Source organism: Halopseudomonas sabulinigri, from assembly GCF_900105255.1.
GTDB lineage: Bacteria > Pseudomonadota > Gammaproteobacteria > Pseudomonadales > Pseudomonadaceae > Halopseudomonas > Halopseudomonas sabulinigri.
Map to the genome: position 1 here is coordinate 2,631,780 of NZ_LT629763.1, position 16,075 is coordinate 2,647,854.

At 62.9% G+C, this 16,075-nt stretch carries 14 protein-coding genes; 8 read left to right on the forward strand and 6 right to left on the reverse strand.

Annotation, left to right across the window (positions count from 1 at the left end; all coding sequences use genetic code 11):
- Window positions 1–140 precede the first annotated feature (140 nt).
- The 3 genes from BLU26_RS11835 (at window position 141) to BLU26_RS11845 (ending at window position 5,332) form a co-directional block, all read left to right on the forward strand.
- A complete protein-coding gene (locus BLU26_RS11835) occupies window positions 141–1,247 on the forward strand; it encodes an efflux RND transporter periplasmic adaptor subunit (RefSeq protein WP_092286918.1) in 1,107 nt (368 codons plus the stop codon).
- Complete coding sequence (locus BLU26_RS11840; RefSeq protein WP_092286920.1) at window positions 1,247–4,321, forward strand: efflux RND transporter permease subunit; 3,075 nt, start codon at window positions 1,247–1,249, stop codon at window positions 4,319–4,321. The genes BLU26_RS11835 and BLU26_RS11840 overlap by 1 nt, the downstream gene beginning before the upstream one ends.
- A gap of 72 nt (window positions 4,322–4,393) precedes the next feature.
- Complete coding sequence (locus tag BLU26_RS11845; protein WP_092286922.1) at window positions 4,394–5,332, forward strand: pirin family protein; 939 nt, start codon at window positions 4,394–4,396, stop codon at window positions 5,330–5,332.
- Between the two features lies 1 nt (window position 5,333).
- Here the strand turns inward: BLU26_RS11845 and aroE are convergent, their stop codons facing one another.
- From aroE to BLU26_RS11870, 5 genes are all read right to left on the reverse strand, one after another.
- A complete protein-coding gene (gene aroE, locus BLU26_RS11850) occupies window positions 5,334–6,146 on the reverse strand; it encodes a shikimate dehydrogenase (RefSeq protein WP_092286924.1) in 813 nt (270 codons plus the stop codon).
- Window positions 6,146–7,027, reverse strand: coding sequence for an oxygen-dependent coproporphyrinogen oxidase (hemF, locus tag BLU26_RS11855; RefSeq protein ID WP_231702066.1), 882 nt, complete (start codon window positions 7,025–7,027; stop codon window positions 6,146–6,148). Before hemF ends, aroE begins: the two co-directional genes overlap by 1 nt.
- A gap of 84 nt (window positions 7,028–7,111) precedes the next feature.
- Window positions 7,112–7,669: an L-threonylcarbamoyladenylate synthase gene (locus BLU26_RS11860; RefSeq protein WP_092286926.1), complete on the reverse strand. Its 558-nt coding sequence runs from the start codon at window positions 7,667–7,669 to the stop codon at window positions 7,112–7,114.
- Between the two features lie 55 nt (window positions 7,670–7,724).
- On the reverse strand, window positions 7,725–8,834 hold the full coding sequence (gene dprA / locus BLU26_RS11865) for a DNA-processing protein DprA (RefSeq protein ID WP_092286928.1): 1,110 nt from the start codon (window positions 8,832–8,834) through the stop codon (window positions 7,725–7,727).
- Window positions 8,835–8,897: 63 nt separating this feature from the next.
- Complete coding sequence (locus BLU26_RS11870; RefSeq protein WP_092286930.1) at window positions 8,898–9,923, reverse strand: LysM peptidoglycan-binding domain-containing protein; 1,026 nt, start codon at window positions 9,921–9,923, stop codon at window positions 8,898–8,900.
- A gap of 139 nt (window positions 9,924–10,062) precedes the next feature.
- Here BLU26_RS11870 and def point away from each other — a divergent pair, with 139 nt between their 5' ends.
- The 5 genes from def (at window position 10,063) to BLU26_RS11895 (ending at window position 15,746) form a co-directional block, all read left to right on the forward strand.
- Entirely contained in the window at window positions 10,063–10,575 is a 513-nt protein-coding gene (def, locus tag BLU26_RS11875) for a peptide deformylase (protein WP_092286932.1), read from the forward strand.
- Between the two features lie 69 nt (window positions 10,576–10,644).
- Window positions 10,645–11,583, forward strand: coding sequence for a methionyl-tRNA formyltransferase (gene fmt, locus BLU26_RS11880; RefSeq protein ID WP_231702067.1), 939 nt, complete (start codon window positions 10,645–10,647; stop codon window positions 11,581–11,583).
- Window positions 11,580–12,914, forward strand: coding sequence for a 16S rRNA (cytosine(967)-C(5))-methyltransferase RsmB (gene rsmB, locus BLU26_RS11885; RefSeq protein WP_092286936.1), 1,335 nt, complete (start codon window positions 11,580–11,582; stop codon window positions 12,912–12,914). The genes fmt and rsmB overlap by 4 nt, the downstream gene beginning before the upstream one ends.
- Window positions 12,911–14,284, forward strand: a complete 1,374-nt coding sequence (gene trkA, locus BLU26_RS11890) for a Trk system potassium transporter TrkA (protein ID WP_092286938.1) — start codon at window positions 12,911–12,913, stop codon at window positions 14,282–14,284. The genes rsmB and trkA overlap by 4 nt, the downstream gene beginning before the upstream one ends.
- Window positions 14,285–14,297: 13 nt before the next feature.
- Entirely contained in the window at window positions 14,298–15,746 is a 1,449-nt protein-coding gene (locus BLU26_RS11895; protein ID WP_092286940.1) for a TrkH family potassium uptake protein, read from the forward strand.
- Window positions 15,747–15,758: 12 nt separating this feature from the next.
- On the opposite strand, the gene BLU26_RS11900 is transcribed toward BLU26_RS11895, so the two are convergent.
- Window positions 15,759–16,028, reverse strand: coding sequence for a PilZ domain-containing protein (locus BLU26_RS11900; protein WP_092286942.1), 270 nt, complete (start codon window positions 16,026–16,028; stop codon window positions 15,759–15,761).
- Between the last annotated feature and the right edge of the window lie 47 nt (window positions 16,029–16,075).

Genomic DNA, 16,075 nt, shown 5'->3' on the forward strand with positions numbered 1-16,075 from the left:
GCATGCACTGCGTCAGTTACCGTGGGCCCGCGCTGCTATATTCACAAAATGACTCAATCTGCTGCCGATGTCTGCCATTTAGCCGTTGTTTCCCTATAATCGGCTGGCAGACCCCCGCCACACACAAAAACAGGTCACCCATGGATCGCCCTTCCCAACGTCTCCGCCTTGCCCTTGTTCTCAGCCTAAGTCTTGGCCTGCTCGCCGGGTGTACGGATGAGCCTGCCCCGGCTGCGACCGAAGCCCGGCCGGTAAAGCTGTTTACCGCAGCCGACCCCAGCAGCCAGCGCGTACGCGAGTTTCCCGCGCGCTTACAAGCCCCGGAACAGGCCGAGCTCTCCTTCCGCCTGGGCGGCGAATTGCAGGAATTGAAGGTACTGGAGGGCCAAGAAGTAGCCAAGGGTGAATTGATCGCGCTGCTGGACGACACCGACTACCGCCTCAAGGTCAGCGACCGTCAGGCCAATTACGACCTGACCCGCAGCCAGTTTTCGCGCATGCAGCAGCTGCTTGAAAAGCAGATGGTTTCGCGCGCCGAGTACGATCAGCGCAAGGCGCAGTACAACTCCGCCGAAGCGGCGCTCAACCTGGCCAAGCAAGAGCTGGCCTACACCCGGCTGAACGCGCCCTTTCCCGGTGTGATTGCCCGCACCCACGTTGAGCAATATCAGGTGGTGCAACCCAATCAGCCGATCGCCACCCTGTATGCACGGGAAAGCATGGACGTGGTGTTTCAGGTACCGGAAAACCTGCTGACCAGCCTGCGCCGCGACCTGGTGCCGGCCGATATTCATCCGCGCGTGCGGCTGGGCAGCCAGCACGGCGAGCTGGTAGAGGCCATCTACAAGGAGCACGCCAGCCAGCCCGACCCCAAGACCCTTACTTACGATGTGACCCTCAGCATGCCGATGCCCGACGGCGCCGTGTTGTTGCCGGGCATGAGTGCCACCGTAATCGTCGATTTTGCCGAGCTGAGCCGCGCCGGCAACCTGCCGATCATAGTGCCGGTGGAGGCAGTCTTCAGTCCTGACACCGAGCCGCGCACCCAGCAGCAGGTGTGGGTTACCGAGGAAACCGAGCAGGGCCTGACCGTGGTCGCACGGCCAGTCGAGGTCGGCCGCCTGACTCACGACGGCATCGAGATTCTGTCCGGCCTGGAGGCAGGCGAACAGGTTGTAGCCGCCGGCGGCGCCGAGCTGCAGGCCGGCCAGCGGGTTCGTCCCTGGGTGCGCGAGCGGGGCCTGTAATGGATATCGCCGGTTATTTCATCAAGCACAAGGTCACCAGCTGGCTGGTGGCACTGATCATGGGGGTGGGCGGGGCCATTGCCTTCCTCGAACTGGGGCGGCTGGAAGACCCGGCCTTTACCCTGAAGATGGCGATGGTGATCACGCCTTATCCGGGCGCATCACCGGAACAGGTTGAGGAGGAGCTGACCTACCCGCTGGAGAATGCCATCCAGCAATTGGCCTACGTCGACAAGGTCACCTCGATCAGCAGTGCCGGGCTGTCGCAGATTACCGTGGAGGTGCAAAGTACCTACGGCGCCGAAGAGCTGCCGCAGATCTGGGACGAGCTGCGCCGCCGCATCAACGATCTGCGCCCGAACCTGCCACCGGGCGTGGAGGAGCCTCAGATCAGGGATGATTTTGCCGATGTGTACGGCATTTTCCTGATGGTCAGTGGCGACGGTTACCGCTACCGCGAACTGCGCGATTTTGCCGACTACCTGCGCCGCGAGCTGGTGCTGGTCGAGGGCGTGGGCAAGGTCAGCCTCGCCGGCGTGCCTCAAGAGCAGGTACATCTGGAGATTTCGCGCGAGCGCATGAGCGCGCTGGGCATTGCGCCGCAGCGGCTCTACGACCTGCTAAGCCGGCAGAACGTGGTGTCGGACGCCGGCAAGATGCTGGTTGGCAGCGAATCCATCCGCCTGCACCCCACTGGCGAGTTTGAGGATGTCAGCGAACTGGAACGGCTGATCATCAGCGAGCCCGGCAGCTCCCGGCGCGTCTATCTGGGCGATATCGCCACTGTTAGCCGTGGCTTTGCCGAGGAACCAAGCAACCTCTACCGCGCCCAGGGCAGGCAGGCGTTGGGGCTAGGCGTGTCCTTTGCCAACCATGTGAATGTGGTGGACGTGGGCAACGCGGTCACCGCACGGCTTGCCGAGCTGGACGCCGACCGCCCCGCCGGCATGCAGGTAAAGATGTTCTACAACCAGGCGAAGGAGGTGGAGGAGTCGGTCAGCGGCTTTGTACTCAACTTTGTCATCTCGGTAGCGATTGTCATCGGCGTGCTGCTGATCTTCATGGGCCTGCGCAGCGGCCTGCTGATCGGTCTGGTACTGGCCCTCACGGTGCTGGGCACCTTCATCTTCATGCGCCTGCTGGATATTGAACTGCAGCGTATCTCGCTGGGCGCCCTGGTGATCGCCCTGGGGATGCTGGTGGATAACGCCATCGTCATTGTCGAGGGCATTCTGGTAGGCCGCCAGCGCGGCCAGAGCACGTTGCAGTCAGCGCGCGACATAGTGCAGCAGACCAAGCTGCCGCTACTGGGCGCCACCGCCATCGCGGTGATTGCTTTCGCCCCCATCGGCCTGTCGGATGACTCGACCGGTGAGTACTGCCTGTCACTGTTTCAGGTACTGCTGATCTCGCTGCTGCTCAGCTGGGTGACCGCCATTACGCTGACGCCCTTCTTTGCCAGCCTGTTTTTCCGCGACCAGCCAGGTCAGGCGCAAGAAACGTCCGAGCATCAGGACCCATACAAAGGCCTGATCTTCACCCTGTACCGGCGCCTGCTGGGCAGTGCCTTGCGCCACCGCGCGATGACGCTGGTGCTACTGGTGGTTTTGCTCGGCGCCTCGGTTTACGGCTTCAGCCTGGTACGCCAGGCCTTCTTTCCGCCGTCCAACACGCCGATGTTCTTTATCGATCTGTGGCTGCCCAAGGGCAGCGACATCCGCTACACCGAGCAGGTCACCGCCGAGGTCGATCAGTACGTGCTGGCGCAGCCCGGCGTGACGACGGTGACCTCGACCATTGGCCAGGGCGCGCTGCGCTTCATCCTTACCTACTTCCCGCAGCGCATTCACGCCAACTATGCGCAGCTGCTGGTGCGCACCGAAGAACGCGAGCAAATAGAGCCGCTGATCGCCGAACTAGACCGCTACTTCAAGCAGCAGCACCCGACCGCGCAGGTAAAACTCAAGCAACTGATGCTCGGGCCGGGCAGCGACAGCAAGATCGAGGCGCGCTTCACCGGGCCAGACCCGCAAGTACTGCGCAGGCTGGGGGCCGAAGCGATTGCCATCATGCGCGCCGACCCGGTCAGCGATGCGGTGATGCACGACTGGCGCGAACGCACCAAGCTGGTCCGGCCGCAGTTTGTCGAGGCGCAGGCGCGCGAACTGGGTGTGGATAAACGCGACCTGGACACCTTGCTGAAGATGAATTTCAGCGGCCTGAATGTGGGGCTGTACCGCGACGGCACACGCATGCTGCCGATCGTTGCCCGCACGCCGGATGAAGAGCGTCTGGATGCCAGTACCCTGACCGACCTGCTGGTCTGGAGCAGCGCGCGCAGCACCTACATACCAGTGGAGCAGGTCGTCAGCGGCTTCGTGACCCTGTGGGAAGACCCGATGATCATGCGTGAGGACCGCAAACGCACGCTCACCGTGCAAGCCGACCCCAGCATCATCAGCGAGCAGACCGCGACCGAGCTGTTCACCCGCCTGCGACCGCAGATCGAAGCGATTGAACTACCACGCGGCTACCATCTGGAGTGGGGCGGCGAGTACGAAAGCTCGCGCGACGCGCAAAAGGCCGTGTTCGGCAGCTTGCCGCTAGGCTATCTGGCAATGTTTCTGATTACTGTGCTGCTGTTCGACTCGATCAAGCGCGCGGCCATCATCTGGGCCACGGTACCGCTGGCGGTGATCGGCGTGACCCTGGGCTTCCTTCTTACCGGCATTCCCTTCGGCTTCATGGCACTGCTGGGCTTTCTCAGCCTCAGTGGCATGCTGGTGAAGAACGGCATCGTACTGGTGGATGAAATCGGCTTGCAGATCGACAGCGGCAAGGACGCCTACTCGGCGCTGGTCGACGCGGCCATCAGCCGCGTACGCCCGGTTGCCATGGCCGCGCTGACGACCATCCTCGGCATGGCGCCGCTGCTGACCGACGCCTTCTTCCAGAGCATGGCGGTGGTGATCATGTTCGGCCTGGGCTTTGCGACCATACTGACGCTGGTGATACTGCCGCTGCTGTACAGCATGACCTACCGCATTGCCCCGCCGTGCGAGGGCGCCGCTTGAACTGGCGCGGCGCCTCGCAGCGGTCATACTGAAGAGCAGCATAACTAGCTTTAGACACCGAGGAGACGCGTGATGAGCAACCAGGACGTTGACTGCAAGCTGTCCTCATCCGCCGTGTGCGCCGACAGCGCGCCAGGCGTGCAGAAGATCACCGCGCGCAGTGCCGAGATTGGCGGCACCCTGCCGGTCAACCGGGTGCTGCCGACCCGCCAGCGGCGGCTCATTGGCGCCTGGTGCTTTCTCGACCACGCCGGTCCCGCGCACTTTGCCGCCGGCGAGGGCATGCACGTGGGGGCGCATCCGCACACCTGCCTGCAGACCTTCACCTGGATGATTGAAGGCGAGGTGCTGCACCGCGACAGCCTGGGTAACGAGCAGATCATCCGCCCCAGCGAAGTCAACCTGATGACCGCCGGGCGCGGCATAACCCACACCGAAGACTCGCTAGCCAGTAGCGATCGCCTGCACGCTGCACAGCTGTGGATAGCGCTGCCAAAGGCGCTGGGGGACTGCGCGCCGGACTTTGCCCATTACCCCGAGCTACCGCGCTGGCACGCGCAGGGAACCGAGCACACGCTGCTGGTGGGGTGCCACGCCGGGCAGACGTCACCGGTACAGGTGCATTCCCCGCTGTTGGCGATTGACCTGGCTAGCCCCCAGGGCGGCGCCTTGCAGCTGGAGCTGAACCCACAGTTTGAGCACGGCATTCTGCTGCTCGAAGGCGAGTTGAGTATCGGCACCGAAGTCTTCAGCGAGAATCAGCTGGCTTATTTCGGCAGCGGTCATGAGGCGCTAAAACTGCAGATGTCGCCCGGCTGCCGCGCTATCCTGCTGGGCGGCGAGCCCTTTGCCGACGAGATTCTGATGTTCTGGAACTTCGTTGGCTACAGCAAACCGCAGATTGCCCAGGCCTGGCGCGATTGGCAGGCCGGCGACCCGCGCTTTGGCCGCGTGCCGGGCCACGATGGGCAGCCGCTGGCGGCACCGGCGCTGCCCTGGCGCACCGTCTGAGTCAGGCTTGGCGCAGACGCGTCAGCACCGGTGCGGTGTCGGGCCGCACGCCGCGCCACAGGGCAAAGGCTTCAGCAGCTTGTTCAACCAGCATGCCCAGACCATCGATGCAGCGCGCCGCACCGTGTTTACGCGCCCATTGGTTGAAGGCCGTTTCACCGTTGCTGTACATCATGTCGTAGCACCAGGTATGCCCCGGTTTGATCAGGCTGTGCGGCATCGGTGGCACATCACCGGCCAGACTGGCCGAGGTGGCGTTAATGATCAGATCAACCGGCTCCACCAGCCATTGCAACCCGGCGGCAGCGATTGGCCCCTGATCGACAAAGAGCGCGGCCAGCTCTTCCGCCTTGCTGACGGTACGGTTGATCACGCACAGGTGCGCCGGGCCGGCGGCCAGCAACGGCTGGATCACGCCGCGCGCGGCGCCACCGGCGCCGACCAGCAGCACATTCAGGCCGGCCAGCGAGAGGCCGGCGTTGACCTGAATATCGCGCACCAGGCCTTTGCCGTCCGTGTTATCACCCAGCAGGCTGCCGTCCTCGCGGCGCAGGATGGTGTTCACCGCGCCAGCACGCTCGGCGGCGGCCGAATGCGCGTCGACCAGCGCCCAGGCCTGCTCCTTGAAGGGCACGGTCACATTGACCCCTAGGCCGGTACGCAGAAAGTCGCGCACGCTGGCTTCAAAGCCGTCCAAGGGTGCCAGCAACTTGCCGTATTCCAGCTGCTGGCCGGTCTGCTCGGCGAACAGCGCATGAATCAACGGCGACTTGCTGTGCTCTATCGGGTTGCCGACTACGGCGTACTGGTCCATCAATGCTCTCCCGCCAGCCAGTCACGCGGCGTCAGGTACTGCTCTGCCAGCAGCGCTTCCGGGCTACCAGGCTCGGGCTGCCAGTTGTAGCCCCAGCGCACCGTGGGCGGCAACGACATCAGGATCGACTCGGTGCGCCCGCCGGTCTGCAGCCCGAATAGCGTGCCGCGGTCGTAGACCAGGTTGAACTCCACGTAGCGACCGCGGCGATACTCCTGAAAGGCTTTTTGCTGCGCATCGAACGCCTGCGCACGGCGGCGTTCGATGATGGGCAGATAGGCCTCGAGAAAAGCATCCCCAATGGCACGCTGGAAGGCAAAGCTGCGCTCAAATCCCCAGTCGTTCAGGTCATCGAAAAACAAGCCGCCAATGCCCCGTGCTTCACCCCGGTGCTTGAGGTAGAAGTACTCATCACACCACTTCTTGTAGCGTGGGTACACGTCATCACCAAAGGGCGCACAGGCGTCGCGGGCCACCCGGTGCCAGTGCACACAGTCTTCGTCGTTGGCGTAATAGGGCGTCAGATCAAAGCCACCGCCAAACCACCACACCGGGTCGGCGCCGTCTTTCTCGGCGATGAAAAACCGCACATTGGCGTGCGAGGTCGGCACAAAGGGGTTCTCCGGGTGCATCACCAGCGAAACGCCCATGGCCTGAAAGTGCCGGCCAGCCAATTCCGGGCGGTGCGCGGTGGCCGAAGGCGGCATGCCGTCACCAAATACATGGGAGAAGCCCACCCCGCCTTTCTCCAGCAAACCGCCGTTTTCGATAATGCGCGAGCGCCCGCCGCCGCCGCCCGGGCGCTGCCAGCTGTCCTCGGCAAACCGGGCCTGGCCGTCAGACGCTTCCAATGCGGCGCAGATGCGATCCTGCAGGCCCATCAGATACTCTTTGACCGCAGCCACATCGGCAGCGGTAGGCAGATCGTGTTTCAAGCGGCTTCTCTCTTTCTGGCAGGCGGCCCTTCAGGACGCCCGGATGACTTTTTCAGTACGCAGATCACGAATGATACTGGGATTGCGCTGTTCACCCAATGCACCCGGCACCACGGCATCCAGCTCGCCATGGAAATACTGCTCCACACGCAGGCGCGAGCGCGCAGAAGGGCGGCCAGCGGGATTCGCCGAGGTAGACACCAGCGGGCCGGCTGCCGCACACAGCTGGCGTATTACCGGATGCGTGCTGACCCGCAGTGCCACGGTGTCATGCTGGCCAGTAATCCAGGCCGGCAGGCGACCCTGATGCGGCACCAGCCAGGTGTTCGCGCCCGGCCAGGACAAGCGCAACTTGGCCAGATGGGCGTCTGGCAGATCCCAGAGCAGAAAGTCGAACTGCTCGATATCGCCGGCTACCAGAATCAGTCCCTTGGCCACCGGCCGCTGCTTGATCAGCAACAGCCGTTCAACCGCCGCGCCTATCCAGGGATTGCAGCCCAGCCCCCAGACGGCCTCGGTCGGATAGGCAATGACGCCGCCAGCCTGCAGCAATGAGTTGAGACGGGTAGTGCGCCAGTGTGCCAGCATGGAATTTCCTCAACGGAGTCGATGCCTGCGACAGTAGCCGAGCCCGGGCGCTGGCTCAAGGCCGAGCGCGGCAAAAACCCTGCGCGCTGTTCAGCACCAGGCCATCGAGTTCAAGCTCCAGCAGCGTCTGCATCACCTGCGGAATTGGCATGCCACTGTGCTGCGCCAACCAGTCCGGGCTCACTGGCTCAAAACCCAGCCAGCGCCACAGCGGAGTGCTCGGCTCGCGTGTTGGCTCGGCGTCGCTTTGCAGCGCACTCAGCAGTGGCAGCTGCAACACATCCAGCACATCCTGCACGCTCTCCACCAGGCAGGCGCCTTCGCGTAGCAGGCGATGGCAACCCCGCGCCTGCACATTATGAATGGAGCCCGGCATGGCAAAGACTTCGCGATTCTGCTCCAGCGCCAACCGCGCGGTGATCAGCGAACCACTGTTGAGGCTGGCCTCAACCACCAGGGTCCCGAGCGACAAGCCGCTGATAATGCGGTTGCGGCGTGGAAACTGCCCAGGCTGGGGGCCCATCTCGGGCCACATCTCCGATACCAGCGCGCCGCCCTGCTCGACGATCTGCTCGGCCAGTTTGCGGTGCCGCGCCGGATAGCAGCGATCCAGCCCGGTGCCCCAGACGGCCACCGTCTGCCCGGCAGCCGCCAGCGCGCCGCGATGACAGGCGCCATCAATGCCCAGCGCCATGCCGCTGGTGACGGTCAAGCCACTACGGGTAAATTCGCGCGCGAAGGCATGCGCGGTTTCCGCACCCAGTGGGCTGGGATGGCGCGTACCCACCATGGCAATCTGCGGGTCGTGCAGCGCAGCCGGATCGCCGCGCACAAACAGCAGCGCGGGCGGGTCAGCGATCTGCCGCAGGGCGTCGGGGTAGTTCGGCTCGTCGCGGTAGAGTATCTGCTGACCCGGCTGCGCCTGCCATTCCAGCACCTGCTCAATACGGGCGAGCAGGGCAGGATCGCGTCGGCGTAGCGCCGCCAGGCTGTCGAGTATGCGTGGAGCAATGCCCAACGCACGCAGCGCGGCGATGTCAGCCGAGAGAAAGTGCCGGGGGGAAGGAAATTCCTGCAACAGACGCTGGATAAAGCGGGGGCCAACGCCATCAAGCAGCGTCAGCGCCAACCAGGCCTGCCGCGAGTCGGACAGGTCGGGGAACATGGATCATCCTTGATCTACAGAAACAACAAGGCCGCCTTCCGGCGGCCTTGAACAGCGTTCAACTCAGGGGTTGCGTACCTGATCGAGAATCGCCATCTGGCGGGTCGCGTTCAGTACGATGCCGTAACTCATCTTGTCGTACACACGGAACACCATCAGCAGGCCGGCACGTTCGGCTGGCAGCTGGATGCGCTCGTTCTGCACACGGTCACGCACGATCTCGCCGGTCTTGTAGATGGCCAGTACGTTGCCTTCGATCAGCCCTTCGCGCGCGCCCTTGTCGAGCAGCACCACGTCATACTGACCAATCTGCGTGACGCCGTTAGGCACATCCATGATCACGCCATTGATTTCCTGGCTCGGCTCGCTGGGGAAGAAGGTAGAAGCGACCGAGCGCTCTTCCGACTCCAGCAGGCGATCATCGACCAGAATTTCCTGACGGCTGCGGGTAATGTTCAGCGTTGCGATGTCGTCATTGACGGCCGCCACATTGCCGTTGCCCACTTCCTGCAAGTGAATCCCCAGCAGCTCGCCGGTTTCAGGATTGGTGTAAGCCTTGCCGCGACGGTAGATTTCATAGGCTGGCGCGTTGGCGGAGAAATCGCCACGGGCATAGACCTTGCTGCCGGCACCGGCAACCACGCTTTCAGCTGCGCCGCCCACCACGTAAGGGGCGTTTTCGATTTCCGACGGGTCGTTGATGATCCGACCGGCACGCAGGAAGGAGTTGATGGCTTCCAGCGGAATGCTGGGAATCGCTTCGGCGATTGGCCGCACGCGCGCCTGCGGAGACAGCTTGATCTTGCCGCCATTACCACGGTTGACCATCAAACGGGGCTGCCCATCAATGTACACCAGCGAAATGATATCGCCGGGATAGATGAGGTGAGGGTTATCGATTTGCGGGTTGGCGTGCCAGATTTCCGGCCACTTCCATGGCAAATTGAGGAACCGTCCAGAAATGTCCCAAAGTGTGTCTCCCCTAACCACCGTGTATGTATCTGGGTGATTTTCCTTAAAAACAGGCTCTTGAGCCTGTACCCAAACGCTCGCTGCGAGCAACAGGAGGCCGAGTAATGTTTTCCTCATGACACGAATCCCTTTATTATAGAGGCCAGCACTTAGGCCTGGCACGTGCTCCCACACGCTAGACCCGCTTTATTCCAAGCTGCTCATCATCTTAGCAGCACAAATTAGATTTGTTCCACATAAAGCATCACAAACCGATATGGCCATACTGAACATACTTGAATTTCCCGACCCACGGCTGCGTACTATCGCCAAACCGGTAGCTGCCGTGGACGCCCGCATCAAGCAGCTGGTCAACGACATGTTCGAGACCATGTACGACGCGCCGGGCATTGGCCTGGCAGCGACGCAGGTGAATGTCCACGAGCGTGTTGTGGTGATTGATCTGTCCGAAGATCGCAGCGAGCCGAAGGTCTTCATCAACCCCGAGCTAGAGCCGCTGACCGAGGACCTGGAAGAGATGCAGGAGGGCTGTCTGTCGGTGCCTGGCTTCTATGAAAACGTGACTCGCCCAGAGCGGGTTCGCGTCAAGGCCCTGGACCGCGACGGCAATGCTTTCGATGAGGTGTACGAAGGCCTGCTGGCGGTGTGTATTCAGCACGAATGCGACCACCTCAACGGCAAGCTGTTTGTCGATTACCTGTCCAACCTCAAGCGTGACCGGATTCGCAAGAAGCTGGAAAAAATGCATCGCAGTCAGGCCAGCGCCTGATACCGACCTGATCATCAAGGCTTGCTTCGGCAAGCCTTTTCTTTACGGAATCACATGAAGTCGACCGATCTGCGCATCCTGTTTGCCGGTACGCCGGAGTTCGCCGCCGCCCACCTGCAGGCCCTGATCGACGCCGGCATGAACATTGTTGGCGTCTATACCCAGCCTGACCGACCCGCCGGCCGCGGCCACAAACTGGCCATGAGTGCCGTCAAGCAGCTTGCCTTGCAACATGATCTGCCGGTCTATCAGCCAGAGAAACTGCGTAGCGCCGAGACTCAGGCCGAACTGGCCGCCTTGCAGCCAGACCTGATGGTGGTGGTCGCCTATGGCCTGATACTGCCGCAAGCGGTGCTCGACATCCCGCGGCTGGGCTGCATCAACAGCCATGCCTCATTGCTGCCGCGCTGGCGCGGCGCGGCGCCGATACAACGGGCAATTGAAGCGGGGGATCGTGAATCGGGCGTCACCGTCATGCAAATGGAAGCCGGACTGGATACCGGCCCCATGTTGCTCAAGGTGAACACCCCGATCAGCGCGCAAGACACTGGTGGCAGCCTGCATGATCGTCTGGCCGAGCTCGGGCCACCGGCAGTGCTGCTGGCCATCGACGGGCTGGCCAAGGGCACGCTTGGCGGCGACGTGCAGGACGATAGCCTGGCGACCTACGCGCACAAGCTCAACAAGCAGGCCGCCGCACTGGACTGGCAACGCCCGGCAGGTGAACTGGATTGCCTGATTCGTGCCTTCAACCCCTGGCCGCTGGCGCATGCCAGCCTCGACGGCAAACCGCTCAAGGTCTGGGCCGCACAACCTGCACCCGGTAAAGGCGCGCCGGGCGAAGTACTGGTCTGCAGCAAGGAAGGGCTGCTGGTCGCCTGCGGTGACGGCGCATTATTGCTGACTCGCCTGCAATTGCCTGGCGGCAAGCCACTGGCCTTCAGCGATCTGTACAACGCGCGGCGTGAGCAGTTTGCCCCTGGCCTGCTACTGGGTAACGGCCTGTGAGCCCACGCCTGGCCGCCGCCCGCGCACTGGCTGCAGTGATGGCCGGCAAGGCGTCGCTGGGCAGCAGCCTGCCCCGGCAGCTACAGGACGTGCCACCCCGTGACCATGCGCTGGTGCAAGAGCTGGCCTTCGGCACCGCGCGCTGGTACACCCGGTTGGACGCGCTGACCCGCGACCTGCTCAACAAGCCCATGAAAGCGGCCGATCTCGACCTGCAAGCGCTGTTGCTGGTCGGTCTGTATCAACTGCTCTACTTGCGGGTCCCCGCGCACGCGGCCATCGCCGCTACGGTCGATGCCGCTACCGAGATGGGTAAACCCTGGGCCAAGGGCATGCTCAATGCGGTGTTACGCAGGGTGCAACGCGAAGGCGAAGCGCTGCTAACCGTCGTTGACCAGTCACCCTCGCAGCGCGTTTCCCACCCCGGCTGGCTGTTCAAGCGCCTGCAACGCGCCTGGCCCGATCAACTCGATGCCATCACCAGCGCCAATAACCTGCATCCACCGCTGACCCTGCGCATCAACTTGCGCCAGACCGACCGCGACAACTACCTGCAGCAACTACAGGCTGCGGGCATCGCGGCGAGCGCCTGCCGATATAGCGCCGTGGGTATCCAGCTGGCGCAGGCCTGTGACGTACAGCAATTGCCAGGCTTCGCAGACGGCCTGGTCAGTGTTCAGGATGAAGCGGCCCAGCTGGCAGCGCCGCTGCTCGAACTGCAGCCGGGTCAGCGGGTGCTCGACGCCTGCTGCGCACCTGGCGGCAAGACCTGCCAGATACTGGAGCAACAGCCCGCGTTGCACGAGGTCGTAGCTCTGGACCTGGAGCCCGCGCGGCTCACGCGGGTGGCGGAGAACCTCGAACGCCTGCATTTAACAGCTACGCTGAAGGCAGCGGATGCTCGCGCCTTGGCAGACTGGTGGGATGGCACGCCATTCCAGCGTATCCTGCTCGACGCACCCTGCTCGGCGACCGGCGTGATTCGTCGCCACCCGGATATCAAGCTGACGCGTACGGCAGCCGATATCAAGGCATTGGCCAGCCTGCAGGGCGAAATGCTGGATCAACTCTGGCAGACCTTGGCCGTCGGCGGCATTCTGGTCTATGCCACATGCTCTGTGTTACCCGAGGAGAACACCCAGGTGATTGAGGCTTTTCTGGCACGTCAGCCCGGCGCGCGGGCAGTGGATTTTGCGGCCGACTTCGGCGTCGCCCAGCTCTGTGGCCGCCAACTGTTGCCGCAGTCTGATGGACACGACGGGTTCTATCTGGCGAAACTGGTCAAGCTGTCTGCCAGCCCGGGAAGGCTTCTCAAGGAAACTGCGCAATGAAGATCATTATCCTCGGTGCCGGACAGGTCGGCGGCAGCCTGGCAGCCCAGTTGGCCAGCGAAGCCAACGACATCACCGTGATCGACACCGACGCGGTACGTCTGCGCGAGCTGGGCGACCGTCTCGACATCCGCACCGTACAGGGCAAGGGCTCATTCCCGACAGTACTGCGCCAGGCCGGTGCGGACGATGCCGACATGCTGATCGCCGTGACCAGCAGCGATGAAACCAACATGATCGCCTGCCAGGTAGCCTACACGCTGTTTCGCACGCCGACCAAGATCGCCCGCGTGCGCGAGTCTGCCTACCTGACCCGGGGTGGCCTATTCCATAACGAAGCGGTGCCTATTGATGTACTCATCAGCCCCGAGCAGGTGGTGACCAACTACGTCAAACGCCTGATCGAACATCCAGGCGCGCTGCAGGTGCTGGATTTTGCCGAGGGCAAGGCCCAGCTGGTAGCGGTACGCGCCTACTATGGTGGGCCGCTGGTGGGCCAGGAGCTGCGCTTTCTGCGCCAGCACATGCCCGGCGTGGATACCCGGGTGGCGGCCATCTTCCGCAAGGATCGGCCGATCATTCCCAAGGGCGATACCATCATCGAAGCGGATGACGAAGTGTTCTTCATCGCGGCCACGCGCGACATTCGCGCGGTCATGAGTGAGCTGCGCCGGGTGGAGAAAACCCACAAGCGGGTGATCATCGCTGGCGGCGGCAACATCGGCGAGCGCCTGGCCGAAGCCATCGAGAGCCGCTATCAGGTCAAGATCATCGAGGCCAGCAAGGCCCGCGCTGACTACCTGTCGCAGAACCTCGACCGCGCCGTGGTGCTGCACGGCAGCGCCTCGGACCGCGAGCTGCTGATCGAGGAAAATATCGAAGAGGTCGATATCTTCTGTGCGGTCACCAACGACGACGAGGCCAACATCATGTCGTCGATGCTGGCCAAGCGTCTTGGCGCACGCAAGGTAATGACGCTGATCAACAACCCGGCCTACGTTGACCTGGTGCAGGGCGGTGAAATCGATATTGCCATTTCGCCGTCCCAAACCACCATCGGTACCCTGTTGACCCACGTGCGGCGCGGCGACATCGTCAACGTCTACTCGCTGCGCCGGGGTGCTGCCGAGGCGATCGAAGCGGTGGCGCACGGCGATGCGCGTTCTTCCAAGGTGGTCGGCAAATCCATCGGCCAGATCGACCTGCCGCCGGGCACCACCATCGGTGCCATCGTGCGCGATGAAGAGGTGTTGATCGCGCATGACTCTACGGTCATCGAATCGGACGACCACGTGATCCTGTTCGTGATCGACAAAAAACACATTCGCGATGTCGAGCGCCTGTTCCAGGTCGGCCTGACGTTCTTCTGAGGTAGCCAGCTGCATGCAGTATCCCCAGATCCAACGCATCATCGGCATTCTGCTGATGCTGTTCTCGACCAGCATGCTGCCGGCGGCGGGCGTTGGGCTGTACTACCACGAACCGGCGATGAACGCCTTTCTCAGCGGCTTTGCCATCACCATGGTAGCCGGCGCGCTGATCTGGTATCCGGTGCATGGCCAGCGTAACGAGTTACGCACCCGCGATGGTTACCTGATCACCGTTCTGTTCTGGCTGGTTCTGGGGCTGTTCGGGGCGGTGCCGCTGTGGTTGCTCGACATGCCCGATCTGAGCGTGGCCGACGCCGTATTCGAGTCCTTCTCCGGGCTGACCACCACAGGTGCCACTGTCATCACCGGGCTGGATACCCTGCCGCGCGCTTTGCTCTACTACCGCCAGCAACTGCAGTGGTTTGGCGGCATGGGGATCATCGTGCTGGCGGTGGCGATTCTGCCCATGCTGGGCGTCGGCGGCATGCAACTGTACCGCGCCGAGATGCCCGGGCCGCTGAAAGAGAACAAGCTGACCCCGCGCATCGCCGAAACCGCCAAGGTGCTCTGGTACATCTACGCCGGCCTCACCCTGGCCTGCGCGCTGGCCTACTGGGCGGCCGGTATGGACCTGTTCAACGCCATTGGCCACAGCTTTTCTACCGTCGCCATCGGCGGCTTTTCAACCCACGATGCCAGCATCGGCTACTACAACAGCCCGCTGATCGAGGCCATCTGCATTCTGTTCATGCTGATTTCCGGCATCAACTTCGCGCTGCACTTTCTCGCCTGGCGCTTCCGCTCGCTGAAGAACTACTGGCAAGACCCGGAGTGCCGCGCCTATGTGCTGATTCTCTGCGTGCTCTTTGTGACCTGTACCGCTGTGCTGATTCACTTTCAGCACCACGACGTCTGGACCTCGATCCGCTACGCAGCCTTTGAAACGGTATCGATCGCCACCACCACCGGGTTTGGCGTGACCGACTTCTCTACCTGGCCCACGCTATTGCCCTACCTGCTGCTGTACGCCAGCTTCATCGGCGCTTGCGCAGGCTCTACCGGCGGCGGCATGAAGGTGATCCGCGTGCTGCTGCTGTACAAGCAGGGCACCCGCGAGACCAAACGCCTGCTGCACCCGCACGGGGTCTTCCCGGTAAAGCTGGGGCACAAGCCGGTACCTGATCGGGTGGTCGAAGCGGTCTGGGGGTTCTGCGCGGTGTATGTCTTCACCTTCGCCATGCTGTTTCTGATCTTGCTGGGCACCGGGCTCGACTTTGTTACCGCTTTCTCGGCGCTGACTGCCTGCATCAACAACCTGGGCCCGGGCCTGGGGGAAGTGGCGGTGCACTACGGCAATCTGGAGGCCTCGGTGAAGTGGATTCTGGCCTTCGCCATGCTGCTCGGCCGTCTCGAAGTCTTCACCCTGCTGGTGCTGCTGACACCCATGTTCTGGCGGCGCTGAGGCGCTGCCGGCTTAGTCTTCGTCGAGAAACTGCATGCCGGCGCCTTCGCCAGCAACGATCCGCTGGACCGACATGCGCAGCACCGGCGCCGCAAACGGCATACCCTGCACCTGGCCCTGCACTTCGTCGCCCGGCTGCAGCCTTGCCATGTCCGGGTGTTCGACAAACACGCCACCATCGGACAGATCCTTGGTATGCGCCGTCAGCTCACCGAAGCTGGCGTGCCAGATTTTGATTTGCGCACGCATCGGCGTGCGTGGATGTTGTCGCTGGTTACTCACTCCATGTCCCCCTGAGGCAGGTGCGGAGCTTCTTGCTTGAGACCGTC

Excerpts from the sequence above, each read along its gene's own strand:
- def (WP_092286932.1), top strand. The coding sequence starts at position 10,063 with ATGGCCATACTGAACATACTTGAATTTCCCGACCCACGGCTGCGTACT.
- BLU26_RS11840 (WP_092286920.1), top strand. The coding sequence starts at position 1,247 with ATGGATATCGCCGGTTATTTCATCAAGCACAAGGTCACCAGCTGGCTG.
- BLU26_RS11860 (WP_092286926.1), bottom strand. The coding sequence starts at position 7,669 with ATGCTGGCACACTGGCGCACTACCCGTCTCAACTCATTGCTGCAGGCT.
- aroE (WP_092286924.1), bottom strand. The coding sequence starts at position 6,146 with ATGGACCAGTACGCCGTAGTCGGCAACCCGATAGAGCACAGCAAGTCG.
- trkA (WP_092286938.1), top strand. The coding sequence starts at position 12,911 with ATGAAGATCATTATCCTCGGTGCCGGACAGGTCGGCGGCAGCCTGGCA.
- BLU26_RS11870 (WP_092286930.1), bottom strand. The coding sequence starts at position 9,923 with ATGAGGAAAACATTACTCGGCCTCCTGTTGCTCGCAGCGAGCGTTTGG.
- BLU26_RS11835 (WP_092286918.1), top strand. The coding sequence starts at position 141 with ATGGATCGCCCTTCCCAACGTCTCCGCCTTGCCCTTGTTCTCAGCCTA.
- BLU26_RS11895 (WP_092286940.1), top strand. The coding sequence starts at position 14,298 with ATGCAGTATCCCCAGATCCAACGCATCATCGGCATTCTGCTGATGCTG.
- BLU26_RS11845 (WP_092286922.1), top strand. The coding sequence starts at position 4,394 with ATGAGCAACCAGGACGTTGACTGCAAGCTGTCCTCATCCGCCGTGTGC.
- hemF (WP_231702066.1), bottom strand. The coding sequence starts at position 7,027 with ATGGGCCTGCAGGATCGCATCTGCGCCGCATTGGAAGCGTCTGACGGC.
- dprA (WP_092286928.1), bottom strand. The coding sequence starts at position 8,834 with ATGTTCCCCGACCTGTCCGACTCGCGGCAGGCCTGGTTGGCGCTGACG.